Raw genomic sequence first — 14,349 nt, 5'->3', positions numbered from 1 at the left:
AGGAGGCAACATGCCAACGATTGATCGAAACGGCACCGTGAGCTTCGGCGATGCCAGCCTGAATGTCTGGGAAGACCCAGAGCGCCGCGACGCATTGCAGTGGCGGGAGTGGGAGCGCCAGTTCAAGAAAGACGTCTTTCTGCGAATGGCTCAGCAGCTGCGGCGCCTGGGCTGGAAGACCGAGGTGCCCGCCGACATGATCGAGCAGTACAGTCGCAGCTTCGCCGAAGGCTACCGCTACTGCCAAAAAGGCGACCTACAGGGTCGGCTCGAAGTCACCGGCAGGTGCATCAAGCTCGAAATGTGGCAGAACGTGGCCAACGTCGAGAATCCCAACGGCGGCCGCTATGACTTCGACAAAGAGAAGCGCATGCCCTACCTGTTGTGGCTGGAAATGGAGCGCACTCGCCGCCGGCTGCGCGCCTACCTGTGCAACGTCTTCACCGGGTACGAGTTCAACGACAAGATGCGCGATGGGCGTCATGCTGAACGCGGGCCGGGCGCGCTCACCGCCCTGGAATGGGTCGAGCAAGCCAATCGCTCCAGCGGCCACTACGTCGCGGAGCTGGGCCATGCCCGCATCGGCATGGCGTGCAATGCCAGGTCCGCCGACGGTGGCACCATCACCCATGGCGCGCGCGTCTACGCGATCGGCTACGACGACCGGATGGTGGTCGGCACCGCCTACTACAACCTCAACAACATGTGGTGGGTGGTCACCGGCAAGTACGGGGTGCTCAACCTTCACAGCGGCGCCATCTATCTCGACTCCCCGGGGGACCTGCGCCGCAAGCGCAACGACGGCCGGCGGCGCAGACGTCTCGAGCAGGAGCTGGCGAAGGCCATCAAGGCGATGGACTTCCGGCGAGCCGAAACCCTGAAAGGTATCCTGTTTCCGGCCGACGAGCCGCTCTACATGATTTGGCACAAGGGTCATGGCGCCTACCACCGCGCCGGTGCCAGCGGGTACACCAGCAACCCTATCGAGGCCGGCAAGTTCACCTGGAAAGAGCTGGGCCGCTTCCGCCCCGCCGACGGCAGCATGGAGGACGACCTGAGCCGGATCGTCCCGCTCGACGCCGATCAAGCCAAGGCGGCCTGACCGTTCCCCGCTCCCGCGGGGCTCAACCACCCTGCCCCGCCATGCCGCGGGGCTTCCTGATTCTGGAGGTTCGCATGCAGTGCGATTGCCAAACGAAGGTCGCCGAGAAGATGGCCGAGCACGTCAAGGCGAAGCTGCCCGAAGGCTTCAAAGACTTCGATGCCAAGCTCAAGGGCTACGGCTTCGCCATGGCCGGCAACCGACTGATGTCGCCGTTCATGATCAGCTACCAGGGCGAGACCTGGGTACCGAAGAAAAACGGCGATGGCTTCAAGCGGCAGAAGGTCGACACCTTCATCACCGCCAACTTCTGCCCCTTCTGCGGCAAGGCAGCCAAGCTTGATAGCGACCAGGAGGCGGCATGAGCAAGCTCAGCCACGACGGCCCGACTACCTACCACATCCACATCCCGCTTCACGTCCTGCTGAGCTACAGCGACAAGAAGCTCGGCGAGATAGTCACCCACCCGGACGGCGTGCAGGCAGCACGCGCCGAGCTGCGAGAGATGCAGCTGATGGGCATGACTGTCTTGGCTGCCGGCAAGTGCGACAACAAGAACCCCGACGGCTCGTGCGCCGGGCATCCAAGCGCCACGAAGGAGGCGGCATGAAAACCATTGTCGAGTTCAGTGCGTGCTTCCTGGAGCCGATCATGCGCTTCGCTGACCAGGACGGCGTGCAAGAGAAGCTGATCGGAATGCAGGCCATCCCGGCCGCCAAGGGCGGTGTGCTGCTGGCCGCGTCCAATGGCCATGTCGCCATCATCGCGCGCGACCCCCAGGGCCGAATGGTCGGCAACAACCCCATCGTCTTCGCCCCTGAGGCCAAGCTTGTCGAGGCGTCGGTAGCGCATCCGCGCAGCCGCTTCTACCTCACCGACGCAGGCCTGGCTGTGATCTTTGATCGGAAGCCTCAAAACGCTGGCGAGTCTCTGCTGGATACCTGCCTGACTGCCGGCAAGGCCCGGTTGATCAAGTGCGACCCGTTGAACATTGCGAGCGTCTTCCCCGAGCAGGCGGCGCCGGACGTTGGCAGTGCGTCGAGCTTCAGCCTCAACGCTCACTACGTCGGCATGTTCAGCGACTCTTTCTCGGCCATGGCAGGAATGGAGCGCGACGACCGGGAAGGCGTGGAGCTGCGCTGCGAGCTGCCTGAAGCAGGGAGGCGGAGCCGAAAAATCCTCGTCTTGCCCATCACAAACCACGTTGAGGCGGCAGGGGTGATCATGAACATTCATGCCGACCCGGTCGCGTACACCAAGGACTGGATGCAGGCCAGGGCCAAGCCGAGGGTTCGCGTGGTACCGGGCGGGAGGCTGGTGGCATGAGCGACAAGACGCAAATTGAGTGGACCGATGCCACCTGGAACCCTATTCGTGGGTGTTCTCGTGTCTCCGAGGGCTGCCGGCACTGTTATGCCGAAAGCCAGGCGGCGCGGATCATCGCCATGGATCGCGGTCGCGGCGTCCCCGAGGGGAAGGGCGCCTACGACGGGCTGCTCGCCAAAGGCGGCCAGTGGAACGGCGCCATTCGGATGCTTCCCGGGCTGCTCACGCAGCCGATTCGCTGGACCAAGCCACGCAAGATATTCGTGAACAGCATGAGCGACCTGTTCCACGAGAGCGTGCCGTTCGAGTTCGTGGCCGCCGTGTTCGGCGTCATGGCCAGCACGCCCCACCACACCTACCAGGTGCTGACCAAGCGTCCCCAGAGGATGCTGGAGTTCTTCGCCTGGCTGGCCCAGCAAGCCAAGGGGGCCAATGAGCGCTACATGAGCTCTAACCGGTACCGGGGTGGCGTCGAGGCACGGCAGGCGCTTCGCGACCAAGGGAAGGCGTCTCTGGATGAGCCACGGCCTCCCGTGGAGATGGTGCGCGGGCTGTACGACATAGCGACACCGATCATCAGCCCGCACATGGACGGCCAGTCCCGCTATCACCACCTGCAGCATCTTGGCGAGAGACACTGGCGAAGCTGGCCTCTCGATAACGTCTGGCTCGGCGTAAGCGTTGAGGACCAAGCCACGGCTGAGGAGCGGATACCGCTGCTGCTCGAGACGCCGGCCGCCGTCCGATGGCTGAGCATGGAGCCGCTACTGGGGCCGGTGTGCTTCGCGGGGATGTGGATTCCTTTCAAAAACCCCGCCATCCACGTGAACATGCTTGAGCGGCTGGATTGGGTAGTGGTCGGCGGCGAGTCCGGCAAGAAAGCGCGCCCGATGCACCCGGATTGGGCTCGGGTCATTCGCGATCAATGCGCCGGTGCTGAGGTGCCGTTCCTGTTCAAGCAGTGGGGTGAGTGGATCCCCATGTTGGGCCAGGCCGAGGGCGTGAGCGTCCGTGGCGAGAAGCACATCTTCGACGACGGCACCGTGATGGGCTGGGCCGGGAAGAAGTCTGCTGGCCGCCTGCTCGACGGTCAGCAACACGACGACTACCCGAGGGCGCGCCAATGAACCTACTGACCAGCATCGCCGCCATGCTCGGCACCAAGGCCCGGACATGGGCCGGCATCCCGATACCTCGCCACGAGGCGCCCCGCACGGCAGCGTACGACGACAGCGCCGGCACGCCGCCAAGCGCCGCGCGCGACGACGCGCCAGGCGGCTCAACCACTTCTGACAGGCCACCCCACCGAGGTGGCCTTTTTCATGCTCGAGGAGACCGACATGCACGACATCGACACCGTTTTCGAGGCCTGGCACCGGGCCGCCCAAGCCAGCGCCCTCGCCGCCCAGCAGCTCGAGGCCTGGCTGTCATGACCGGTCAGCCGCACCCCGAGAGCCCCAATGGGCTGTGGGCCAAGCACGGCTACCAGGTCGAGCGCATCCCGCGTCGCGGGAGCGGCGGCCATCACCGCATCATCCGCGACCCCAAGGGGCGCGTCGTGCTTCAGGACGCTGGCCATGCCGGCGAACTGGAGTGGATCAAGGCCAACCTGGAGGGCGGCAGGCATGATTGAGCAGCGCGAGATTCGGCACTTCCACCTGTTCTGCGGGCTGGGAGGCGGAGCCAAGGGCTTCAATCGCGGGAACGCGCGCGTCGGCAACATGGAGGCGCGCTTCCGCTGCATCGGCGGAATCGACGTCGACCCTGGCGCCATCGCCGACTTCCAGCGCCTGTCCGGCGCGCCCGGTACCGCACTCGACCTGTTCGACCGTGACCAGTACCGAGACTTCCATGGCGAGGAGCCGCCAGCGGACTGGCGCGAGGCCACGCCCGCCGACATTCAGGCGGCAGCCGGCGGCGAGACGCCGAACATCGTCTTCCTGAGCGCGCCCTGCAAGGGCTTCAGCGGCCTGCTGTCACAGTCGCGCAGCACCACGCCCCGGTACCAGGCGCTCAACCGCCTGACGCTTCGCGGCATGTGGCTGACCATGGAGGCATTCGCTGACGACCCGCCGGAGCTGATCATCTTCGAGAACGTCCCTCGCATCGCCAACCGGGGCCGACCTCTCCTCGATCGCATCGTGACCATGCTCGAGCACTACGGCTACCACGTCGCGGAGACCACGCATGATTGCGGCGAGATCGGGCACCTCGCCCAATCCCGCAAGCGCTTCCTGCTGGTGGCCAGGCACGCCGAGAAGGTGCCGCCCTTCCTCTATGAACCGGTTCGCCGCCCGCTGCGAGCCGTAGGCGACGTGCTGGGCGACATGCCGTTGCCCGGCGACGAGATGGCCGGCGCCATGCACCGCATCCCGCGCCTGCAATGGAAGACGTGGGTCAGGCTCGCCTTCGTGGAGGCTGGCAGCGACTGGCGGTCGCTGAACCGGCTGGCAGTCGAAGACGGCTTCCTCAAGGACTACCTGCTGGTACCCGAGGGACGTAACAACGGCTACCTGGGCGTGCACGACTGGCGAGAAGCGGCCGGCACTGTGGCCGGCGCCAGTCGCCCGGGGAACGGCAAGTTCTCCGTAGCAGACCCTCGCTTCAATCAGTCAGCCAAGTGGAAGGACGGCCAGGCCTACGGCGTCCGCCGCTGGGACGGCCCCACTGGCGCAATCACCGGGCAGAAGTCACCCGGGCAAGGTGCTTTCGCCGTCGCGGACCCTCGCCGCACCGGGCCGTCATTCGGCAAGTACATGGTCACCCGCTGGGACGAGCACAGCGGAACCGTCATATCGGGCAGCACTACCGGACAGGGAGCCTATGCCGTCGCCGACCCACGGCCAGGCCTGAGCCGCGGCAAGGGCGACCACTACCTTACCGCCGGACACTACGGCGTCGTGCCCTGGCAGGCCCCATGCGGCGCCGTCTCGGCATCCGCGGGCCACGACAACGGCAGTTGGTCGGTGGCCGACCCACGCCTGCCCGAGCCCAACGACAAGCTGGTGGCCGTGATCCGGTCACTGGACGACTGCTGGCACCGGCCGTTTACGACGCTCGAGCTCGCCGCCTTGCAGGGGCTCGTCGACCCCTGTGAGCACCTGGAGCTGGAAGGGCTGAACGACAGCGCCTGGCGTGAACGCATCGGCAACGCGGTACCCGCGCCGGCCGCCGAGGCCATTGCTGGCGTCATGGGTACCACATTGCTGCTGGCTTGGAGTGGCGAGACGTTCGCCCTGGGCAGCACGCCGATATGGGTTCGCCAGGTCGCTGCCGGCCTATCGCTACACCAACCCGAGAAACCCGACCCCAAGGCTGCCCACTGAGGCGGCCCTCTTCTTTCTGGAGACCCTATGAACAGCCCTGTAATGCGATACCACGGCGGCAAGTGGCGGCTTGCACCGTGGATCATGTCACAGTTTCCGCCGCATTCAGCCTTCGATGTTTACGTTGAGCCTTTCGGCGGAGCTGCTGGGGTGCTTCTCCAGAAGATTCCCTCAAAGCATGAGGTTTACAACGATCTGGACGAGGACGTGGTGAATGTCTTTCGCGTTCTTCGAGACCCGTGGAAAGCCCAGCATCTCGCGAAGCTCTGTCGCCTCACGCCGTTTGCTCGCAGTGAGTTCGAATTGGCCTACCAGCCCACCACCGATCCCGTTGAGCGAGCCCGGCGCACCCTATTCCGCGCTTCAGCCGGGTTTGGGTCCGCATCTGCGACAGCTGGGACGAGCGGTTTTCGAACTTACACCGGAGAAGACGGACCTCGAGGCAAGATCGCCGCCACCTGGCTGGACTACCCACGAGTCATTGCCAGCTACGTTGAGCGCCTCCAAGGGGTAATTGTCGAGAACCGTCCTGCCCTCGACGTGATGCTTCAGCATGACCGAGAGCGCGCCCTTCACTACGTAGACCCACCCTACCTGGACTCAACTCGCCAGAAAGGCCACCGGCTCGTCTATCGCCATGAAATGGATGAGGCCGAGCACATAGAGCTCCTCACGGGGCTGAAGTCGCTGCAAGGGTTCGTCGTGCTATCCGGCTATGACAGCGATCTGTACCGAGAATCACTGCCTGGATGGCATCTAGTGCAGAAAGACGTTCAAGCCTCTGGCCAGCGTGGTGGAGCAACCCGGACTGAATGCCTGTGGTTATCCCCTCGCGTTGTCCAGCAGCAGCGCCAAGCCGACATGTTCGCCACCGCCTAACCTTCGCCGCCCGCCGGGCGGTACCGCAACCTGGAGACATCGCCATGTGGTTCAAGAACCTTCGTCTGTATCGCCTGCCCGCCGCCGGCAGCATCGCCGTTGAAGCCCTGGCCGAGGCCATGGGCCGCTTCGCCACCCGCGACATGGGCGGCCACGAGGCCAAGCACCTAGGCTGGGTGCCGCCGGCCGGGCGCAAGAGCGACACCCTGGTCCACGCCATCCAAAACCAGTTCCTGCTGACCATGCAGCGTCAGGAGCGAATCCTGCCCTCGTCCGTGGTGAAGGAGGAGGTGGAGGCCCGCTGCGAGGAGATCGAGGCCGTTCGCGGCGGCCCGGTACCGCGCGCGGAGAAGATGAGCATCAAGGAGCAGGTCTACGAGGAGTTCCTGCCCCGCGCCTTCGTGCGCAGCCATCGGGTCGACCTCTGGTGGGACATGGCCGGCGGCATGATCGCGGTCAACACCTCGTCGGCGAAGCGTGCCGAGGAGGCCCTGGACCTGCTGCGCGCCACGCTGGGCAGCCTGAAGGTGCTGCCGGTTGCCACCCACTCGCTGCCGACGCGCGTCATGACGCATTGGCTGCAAGACCCGAGCCTGCGCCCGTCCTGGCTCGAAGTCGGCGACAGCGTACAGCTCCGTGAGAAAGGCGACGACGGCAAGGTAACGGCCAAGAACGTCGACCTCGACACCGACGACATGCAGCAGCTGTTGGAGTGTGGGCGCCAGGCCTCTCAGCTGAGCATCACCCTCGATGAGCGGGTATCGCTGACGCTGACCGATGACCTGACGCTCAAGAGCCTGCGCTTCTCCGATGCCTTGCTGGACGAGGCCGGCGATACCGACGACGACGGCGACGCCGTCTTGCGGCTCGAGACCGACTTCATCCTGATGGTCAACGCCCTGCGCGACGTCATCAAGCTGCTGCTGACCGGACTGGGCGGCGAGGCCGTGCCCGAGTTCAAGAGCATGGATGAGTCGGCGCCTACGCCCGCCTCGCCTGGCGCCGACGAGCCCGACCCGCTGCTGAGCGAGGCCAAGGCCTTCGTGATCGAGAGCGGGCGAGCGTCGATATCCGCCGTGCAGCGGAAATTCAAGATCGGCTACAACCGCGCGGCGCGCCTCATCGAGGACCTGGAGCGTCAGGGCGTGGTTTCCCCCATGGACAACAGCGGCGCCCGTAAGGTGCTCAAGGAGGTGGCATGACATCGCTGGCCCACACCCCGGCCGAGACGGCAGCCTGCTCGTTCTGCGAGCAGGTCATGCAGCGCAACCAGGAGTTGGAAGACGACAAGGCTCGCCTGGCCGAGCAGCTCGACCTGTCCGACCAGCTCGCGGACCTGGCGGAGGCGCGCCGGCACCTGGATGAAGTCATCCGCCGCTCCGGCATGCTCAAGAAGCCGACCACCTTCCTGGAAGCCGTGGTCGCCGTCTGCGCAGATAACCACGAGCTGCGCCGGCAACTGGCCAATCACCGCGCCTGACCGCCCGCCTACTACCGCTGGAGCCCATGATGAACACACACGCCCACGAGAGCGGGCGCGCGCCCGTGCGCGCCTCGCTCGACCCCTACGACGAGGCTATCCGTCTGGCCCTGGACAACAGGGACTTGCGCGAGGAGTTGGCTGTCGCCCTGCGCCGCGCCGAGAGCGCGGCCGCCAGTCGGGACAAGGCCAAGGCCGAAGCCGACCAGCAGCGCGAACGCGCCGACCGCCTGGCCGCCGAAAAGGCGGCCGGCAAGAAGGAGCTGGCCCAGACTCGCCACCAGGCGAGACAGCGCGTCCAGCAACTGGAAGCCGAGCTGGCCCGCAAGGAGAAGGCGCCCGCCGAGAAGGCCGGCGAGGATCCGGGGCCGCACGCCACGATCAAGAGCGACGACGGTCGCGTCGTCGTTCAGCTGGCCTTCAACCAGGTGCACATCCACGAGCCCGACCGCTGGTACATGGTCAGCAGCAAGCCGCTCGACCAGGCGGAGAAGCACCGCCTGGTCTTCTGCGGGCTGATCGACGGCATCATGGCCGGCGACGACGCCGTCTTCATCAAGGGCGCCATCCACCGCCTGGCCGGCCACTGGCGCAAGGAGAACGGCTGCCAGCGCATCGAAGACCTGGACCTGCCGGCGCGCGTCGTCACCCAGCTTGAGGACGCCGGCTACGAGCTGGTGAGCGAGATCGGTACCGAGGCCAAGCGCAAGGCGCTCGCCGGCATCAAGGGTATCGGCCCGGCCACCATCCAGAAGATCGCGCGCGCCGTGCGCAAGGCAGGTGGCCGGTGACCAACTTCGATCTTCACGAGAGAGCCCAGCAGCTGGCCGACAACGAGTCGGCCTATCAGTTGGCCCGCCGGCTGATAGAGATGGAACAGGACCGCGACCAGCTGCGCGGCTGCTTTCACAACGCCTGCGAGGAGCTGGCTGCCCTGAAGGCCGCCCTGGTGGACGAGGGCGAAGAGGTACCGACAGGGCCGGCGCTTTCGCTGGTGGAGAGGCTGAAAGCCAGGCTGGCTAAGGCAGAGCAGAGGGTGGAGCGTGAGGCGACCGGATTCCGGGCAATGTGCGAGGCCTTTCAGCGCCTCGAGGAAATCGTTGGCATGGACACCGGCGGATGGAATGGGCCGGCGCCCGCCCTCAATGCAGTGGAGAGCATCGTGCAGCGGCGTGACGCCTTGGCGGCATACGCCGAGGATCTTCGCAAGGCTGGCAATCGCGCCATCTGCTACGGCGGCGCCGAGAGCCCGGACGACTGGCACAGGGTGCTGACTCAGGCGCCGGAAGTCAGCCTAGCGCTCCGCGACGCCGGTGAGCGCGCCAAAGGCGCTTCAGCCATTCGGCATCTGACCCAAGGAGAAGGCTGGGAAGACCAGGACCTGCGAAAAGTGATTGATGACTACATCGCCACCGTCGTCCAGGTAAGCCAGGCCACGAAGGAGACGCTCGATGGAGACTGAGCTTCCGCCACTCACTGAAGCTGTGGTGCAGGATGTGGTCTACGCCTGGTGCGCCCGCGCCAAGCACGAAATCACGATCCCCAACTGCGGGGCCGTGTGGGGCCCGGAGGCCGACGTGGCATCGGTGACCAAGGCCCGGCTCGGCCACGCCTTCGAGATCAAGGTCAGCCGCGCCGACTGGCTGGCCGAGCTGCGCCATATCCGCGGAGACTGCCGCTGCCACGATGGTCGATATCGCTGCGCCAAGTTCGCCAGGGCGGAGACGCTGGCCGATGCCAAGGCGCACGCCCTGGAGACAGCCCGCATGGCCGAGGCTGGGTCGAACTGCTGCGGCCTGGTGCCGCCGTCGTATTTCTGGATGGTGACAGCGCCGGGGATCGTAAAGGAAGGCGAGCTGCCAGAGTTCGCCGGCCTGATGGAGGTCGTGCCCTACCGTCACGGCACCCACCAGGCCCATGGCTACCGGGTTACCGAGACATGACCAGCGCCCCGCCTACATCGCGTGAAGATGCTCGACAACCAGCTGATGGCCATGGCCCGGGGCGTGACCCTGCGCTACTGGCAGCAACGGAGGAATGCAGCGTGAAAGCCCGACGCAAGAACTCGCTCAACCAAGATATCCGCGCCGGCTGGCGTCCGATCGGCGCTCAGCGCGCCCGCAAGCTGCGCCGCCGTGGCGAGCACGTCGAGTGGCGCCCTGCCCTTCACTCCCTTGCCTGGCAGCCTGAAGGCGCACCGCTCCCGGATGGTGTTGTCGAGGTGCGACCGGGCGAGTACGAAGCCGAGTGCCGCGGCTGTCACGAGTACCAACCCATCGTCTGCGACCTCAGCGAGATCCCCGCTGAGGACTATGAACACTGGTGCGGCGGCTCGCCGATGTGCTGCCCATAGAGAGGACTACTGACATGATCATCGATATCGAAGCGCTGGAGGCCGCCGCCAAGGCGGCCACGCCAGGCCCTTGGGTGCGCGGCACTTACGGCGGCATCTACCCCGACGACGAGAACACCCGCGGGCCCTGCATCGTCCACGCCCGGTACTCCGACCACACCAGCCGCCCCAACGCCGAGGCCAACGAGACCTTCGTGGCCGCCGCCAACCCCAAGGTGGTGCTGGGATTGCTGAGACGGCTGCGCGATGCCGAGGGCAACCACGCGGCGTCGTGCATCTACTGCGGCGAAGCCATCATCTACGACACGCGCAAGGTCGACGACATGGAGGCCGCCCACCGGCTGCTGATGGAGCACGACCGCCAGTGCCCGAAGAACCCGGTGGCTCAGCGGCTTCAGGCGGTCGAGCAGGAGAACGAGCGCCTGAAGGCGGAGAATGAGCGCCTGGCCGGCGTGTCGCCCCACGGCCATGTACTGAACACCCGCGACCTGATGCTGGCCGAGGAGAAGCTGGAAGCTGCTACCGACTATGCCGAAGACCGGGCCCGGATGCTGGGCATGGTGGCGGAGCGGCTGGGCGTTGCCGGCGAGCCCCACCAGGGCAAGGATGAACAGATCCTGGAAGCGCTGGACACCCTTATTGAGCGCAGCCGGCGCATGGAAGAAGCCATCGACTTCGCCTGCGCGCCCGACATGTGGGAGGAGCGCACCGACCTGGCCGGCGAGGTCTACGAGTACAAGTACCTGGAGTGGTATGTCGACGTGCTTCAGGAGGCGCTGACGCCTCACGAACTGCACCCCGACGACGCCATGGTGGAAGCCGCGGCGCTGGCCATGCGCAAGAAGCTCGCCGACAAGCGAGGCGAAGGCCGGGGCGGCTGGGAGACCTGCAGCATCCCCCGCCTGAACAGCATGCTGGTCAACCACATCGCCAAGGGCGACCCGGTGGACGTGCTCAACTTCGCCGCCATGATCCACGCCCTTGGCGGGCGCACCAGCCTCGATCGCGCGGCCCCGAGACAGCCCGGTGAGGCACCGCCCTGGTACGTCACCGACGACAAGCCGTGGTTCGCCTACTGTCCCGATCAGGGCCTGATGGCCTTCGGTACCGAGGCCGAGGCCGTCGAGCAGGCCACCGACTTCATCGACAGTTGGTTGGATGGCGACACCGGCTGGGATGAGCAAGTCGCCCAGGTGTTCGTCGGCCGCGCGACCCAGATCAGCAGCCAAGTAGATCGCGTCGACCGTCCGGACGAGAGTCAACTGGATGAAGACGGTTGCGACCCCGAAGGCTACCACTGGGGCGACTTCGAGTACGTGTGCAACTACAAGGTGCAGCCGGTGGTCAGCGACGCCGCCAAGGCGTGGGCAGCCACCAGCGGCGGCGACACGTCCGGCTACGACCTGGTGGCCCACATGAAGCGCCAGATAGCGTTCTCGACCCGCGCCTTCGGCCCCGGCAGCCGCTGCCAGGGCGTAACCGACCATATCCGCAAGGAGCTCAAGGAGATCGAGGCCGCCCCGCACGACCTCGAGGAGTGGATCGACGTCGCGTCGCTGGCCCTGGACGGCGCCTGGCGTGCCGGCTACTCCGCCGAAGAGGTGGCGGCCGGTCTGGGCGCGAAGCTCGTCAAGAACGAGGGGCGCGACTGGCCGGACTGGCGAACCGTCGACCCCACCAAGGCCATTGAGCACAACCGGCAGAGCGAGGAATCGTGATGGAGACCGCCAGCTATCAGGACGATGATCAGCGCGCCGTGCTCACCCTGAGCATCGAGGGCGCCAAGTTCAGCGAAATGGGCATGGGGCGCGTCGGCGAGATATTCGGCCTGCTGGCCCAAGTCGCTGGCGAGGACTCGGTGCTGGTCCGGTATTCCGGCGGCGAGATCATCATCAAGGAGGGGCGCCCGGGCGGCGCCTCTGACTCCCATAGGTCCGCCGTGGAAAAAGCGTGCGACAACTGGTTGGAGAGCGAGGGACTAAGCATGGCCTCGCCCGAGGCCTGGTGGGCAACTAAGGCATGGATGAAGGCCAGGGGCTTTGACTGGCCCGAGGAGGCGGAAGGTGCCTAGCTTTGTATGGCGGCCGAAGCCGCCCACCCTGGATGAAGTCGTGGCCGCGGGAGGCGTGGCCCACTACTGGGCGCGCGGCTGGAACTTCAACCGGCCAGTCATCGCCGAGGTGTCGGTCTCCACCCGCGTCGACCCGCTGGAGAACTTCGTGACCGTGGTGAGCGTCGGCGGCCAGCAGGTGCTCGAGCCCACCACCAGCCCGCGTTTCACCAACCACGAGATGCTGCCGGGATGGGCGCCCTTGGAGTGGGCCGGCCCCATTCCTGAGCCGCAGAGTGAAAGTGATTGACGGAGGTAAAGTACTCATGGTCAAAGGCTATCTGACCACCAAGGATCTGTGTGAGCGCTACAGAGTCGAGCGCACCACCCTTTATCGGTGGATGAAGCGCAAGGAGAACCCACTGCCGGCACCGCGCATCAGCGGCAAGGCGGGCCTCAATCGCTGGGCAATCGACGACATCGAAGCCTACGAAGCCTCACTCGAAGCAGCCTGACCGGCCGCCACCACCTGCTGCAACCTACCCCACCACGCCTGGTACGCTTCCTCCTGCTCGGCCAGGTAGTCGTAGTGATCGTAAACCCGCCACTGTCCGGGCATGGTGTGCCCCAGCATCTTCTCGGCGATATGCGGCGCCGTGAGGTCCGACAGATTGGTTCGCACCGTGCGCCGAAGGTCGTGCATGGACCAGTGCGCCATCTCGACCTTCCGGTGCCGGCGCAGCCACTGCATGATGTTGTAGGGCAGCGGCAAAAGAGAGCTACGGCTGATTCTCTCCTCACTATCCCTGTTATTGAACAGCGGCCCCTCTGTAGGCGATGCCGAAAGCTGCATAGCCTCCTTCACCAACTCCTTAACGGGCTCGATGATCGGTCTGACGATCGGCAGCCCGGTCACCTTCCCTGTCTTGTGATTCTCGGGCGGAACCGTCCACACCCCTTTATCAAGATCCCAATGCACCTTATCGCTTAGCCGGAGCTCGCCAGTGCGGCAACCAAAGGCCAGGCACAGCATGACGAAAATGGCGTTCTTGCGCGTCATGCGGGAATGCTCCAGCACCTCCCACACCAGCCCTAGCTCGTCCCGGTCAAGCACCCGCTTGCCAATGTTCTTCTTGATGTGAAGGTCGGTGCGCGTGCCGACATGGGCGATCACATTCTCGGGCACGCGCTGGCGGCGCACGCCCCACTTCAGCATCTGCTTGGAGTTGATGACCAGCCGCTCGGCAATCGCTGGCGTGCCCACTTGCACGCGCTCGAACTGCTCCATCCAGTGGCGAAGCTCCAGCTGGTCGGCGGGCAGGTGGCCTATCTCGGGGAATAGGTGGATCTCGAAGCTGCGCTTGATCAGGTGGGCGTTGGACTTGTGCTTGACGCAGTACTTCTCATGCCACTCGTCGAACAGCTCCTTGACAGTGGGTGCCTCGGCCTGCGCCAGGCGCTCCATCTCCCTGGCCAGCTTCGGATCCTTTCCATCCTCGACCAGGCGGCGTATCTCTTCGGCCTCCGCCCTGGCTTGCTTGAGGCTCTTGAGCGGGTAGGAGCCCAGGTCGATTCGACTCTGGTTCTGCTGGCCGTTCATCCGGTACCGCACGTAGAAGGTCAGCTTGCCCTTTTTGGAAATCCTGACCCCCAGCCCGTTCAGGTCGCTACGCGTCTGGATCCTGTCTACGGCCTTGCCGTGGTTGGCTTTCAGCCAGCTATCGGTGAGAGGCATCCCCGTCCCCTATTACCATCGTGAGTACACGCGAATGTTAGCATAGGTTCTGAGAGAGAATATGTACTCGGATGTGTACTCAAATCGGCTGCCTCGGG

General features: G+C 65.4%; 19 protein-coding genes. 18 read left to right on the top strand and 1 reads right to left on the bottom strand.

All coding sequences use genetic code 11. From position 1 onward, the window contains the following. Window positions 1-10: 10 nt before the first annotated feature. The 18 genes from CK498_RS02125 to CK498_RS02040 all read left to right on the top strand — a co-directional run bounded on the left by CK498_RS02125 (window position 11) and on the right by CK498_RS02040 (window position 13,031). Complete coding sequence (locus CK498_RS02125; protein ID WP_095619199.1) at window positions 11-1,102, top strand: hypothetical protein; 1,092 nt, start codon at window positions 11-13, stop codon at window positions 1,100-1,102. 74 nt (window positions 1,103-1,176) lie between these two features. Further along, complete coding sequence (locus CK498_RS02120) at window positions 1,177-1,467, top strand: hypothetical protein (RefSeq protein ID WP_095619198.1); 291 nt, start codon at window positions 1,177-1,179, stop codon at window positions 1,465-1,467. Beyond that, entirely contained in the window at window positions 1,464-1,712 is a 249-nt protein-coding gene (locus CK498_RS02115; protein WP_095619197.1) for a hypothetical protein, read from the top strand. Before CK498_RS02120 ends, CK498_RS02115 begins: the two co-directional genes overlap by 4 nt. Then, window positions 1,709-2,428, top strand: a complete 720-nt coding sequence (locus tag CK498_RS02110) for a hypothetical protein (RefSeq protein ID WP_095619196.1) — start codon at window positions 1,709-1,711, stop codon at window positions 2,426-2,428. The genes CK498_RS02115 and CK498_RS02110 overlap by 4 nt, the downstream gene beginning before the upstream one ends. Continuing rightward, the gene (locus CK498_RS02105) at window positions 2,425-3,555 is read left to right on the top strand and encodes a DUF5131 family protein (protein ID WP_095619195.1); all 1,131 of its coding nucleotides are present in this window, start codon (window positions 2,425-2,427) and stop codon (window positions 3,553-3,555) included. Before CK498_RS02110 ends, CK498_RS02105 begins: the two co-directional genes overlap by 4 nt. A gap of 302 nt (window positions 3,556-3,857) precedes the next feature. Continuing rightward, entirely contained in the window at window positions 3,858-4,061 is a 204-nt protein-coding gene (locus CK498_RS02100) for a hypothetical protein (RefSeq protein WP_095619194.1), read from the top strand. Beyond that, window positions 4,054-5,754: a DNA cytosine methyltransferase gene (locus tag CK498_RS02095; protein ID WP_095619193.1), complete on the top strand. Its 1,701-nt coding sequence runs from the start codon at window positions 4,054-4,056 to the stop codon at window positions 5,752-5,754. The genes CK498_RS02100 and CK498_RS02095 overlap by 8 nt, the downstream gene beginning before the upstream one ends. A 27-nt stretch (window positions 5,755-5,781) precedes the next feature. Further along, on the top strand, window positions 5,782-6,633 hold the full coding sequence (locus CK498_RS02090; RefSeq protein WP_095619192.1) for a DNA adenine methylase: 852 nt from the start codon (window positions 5,782-5,784) through the stop codon (window positions 6,631-6,633). A gap of 44 nt (window positions 6,634-6,677) precedes the next feature. After that, window positions 6,678-7,835 (top strand): recombination-associated protein RdgC, encoded by a 1,158-nt coding sequence (gene rdgC / locus CK498_RS02085; RefSeq protein ID WP_095619191.1) that lies wholly within the window; start codon window positions 6,678-6,680, stop codon window positions 7,833-7,835. After that, a complete protein-coding gene (locus CK498_RS02080) occupies window positions 7,832-8,113 on the top strand; it encodes a hypothetical protein (protein ID WP_095619190.1) in 282 nt (93 codons plus the stop codon). The genes rdgC and CK498_RS02080 overlap by 4 nt, the downstream gene beginning before the upstream one ends. A gap of 29 nt (window positions 8,114-8,142) precedes the next feature. Beyond that, the gene (locus CK498_RS02075) at window positions 8,143-8,904 is read left to right on the top strand and encodes an efflux RND transporter periplasmic adaptor subunit (protein WP_095619189.1); all 762 of its coding nucleotides are present in this window, start codon (window positions 8,143-8,145) and stop codon (window positions 8,902-8,904) included. Further along, entirely contained in the window at window positions 8,901-9,575 is a 675-nt protein-coding gene (locus tag CK498_RS02070) for a hypothetical protein (RefSeq protein WP_095619188.1), read from the top strand. Before CK498_RS02075 ends, CK498_RS02070 begins: the two co-directional genes overlap by 4 nt. Next, on the top strand, window positions 9,565-10,056 hold the full coding sequence (locus CK498_RS02065; protein ID WP_095619187.1) for a hypothetical protein: 492 nt from the start codon (window positions 9,565-9,567) through the stop codon (window positions 10,054-10,056). The genes CK498_RS02070 and CK498_RS02065 overlap by 11 nt, the downstream gene beginning before the upstream one ends. Window positions 10,057-10,157: 101 nt before the next feature. Beyond that, on the top strand, window positions 10,158-10,466 hold the full coding sequence (locus tag CK498_RS25615) for a hypothetical protein (protein ID WP_141246895.1): 309 nt from the start codon (window positions 10,158-10,160) through the stop codon (window positions 10,464-10,466). Window positions 10,467-10,480: 14 nt separating this feature from the next. Beyond that, entirely contained in the window at window positions 10,481-12,184 is a 1,704-nt protein-coding gene (locus CK498_RS25610) for a dATP/dGTP pyrophosphohydrolase domain-containing protein (protein WP_141246894.1), read from the top strand. Then, complete coding sequence (locus CK498_RS02050) at window positions 12,184-12,537, top strand: hypothetical protein (protein WP_095619185.1); 354 nt, start codon at window positions 12,184-12,186, stop codon at window positions 12,535-12,537. The genes CK498_RS25610 and CK498_RS02050 overlap by 1 nt, the downstream gene beginning before the upstream one ends. Next, complete coding sequence (locus tag CK498_RS02045; RefSeq protein ID WP_095619184.1) at window positions 12,530-12,826, top strand: hypothetical protein; 297 nt, start codon at window positions 12,530-12,532, stop codon at window positions 12,824-12,826. The genes CK498_RS02050 and CK498_RS02045 overlap by 8 nt, the downstream gene beginning before the upstream one ends. A 16-nt stretch (window positions 12,827-12,842) precedes the next feature. Next, window positions 12,843-13,031 carry a helix-turn-helix transcriptional regulator gene (locus CK498_RS02040; protein ID WP_095619183.1) on the top strand — a complete coding sequence of 63 codons (189 nt, stop codon included), beginning with the start codon at window positions 12,843-12,845 and terminating at the stop codon, window positions 13,029-13,031. Here the strand turns inward: CK498_RS02040 and CK498_RS02035 are convergent. Then, the gene (locus CK498_RS02035) at window positions 13,004-14,251 is read right to left on the bottom strand and encodes a tyrosine-type recombinase/integrase (RefSeq protein WP_095619182.1); all 1,248 of its coding nucleotides are present in this window, start codon (window positions 14,249-14,251) and stop codon (window positions 13,004-13,006) included. The genes CK498_RS02040 and CK498_RS02035 overlap by 28 nt on opposite strands. Window positions 14,252-14,349: the final 98 nt, after the last annotated feature.

The organism is Halomonas salipaludis (genome assembly GCF_002286975.1).
GTDB classification, from domain to species: Bacteria; Pseudomonadota; Gammaproteobacteria; order Pseudomonadales; family Halomonadaceae; genus Franzmannia; species Franzmannia salipaludis.
Note: the sequence above shows the minus strand (reverse complement) of the source record. Positions and strands in the feature narration are given on the sequence as shown.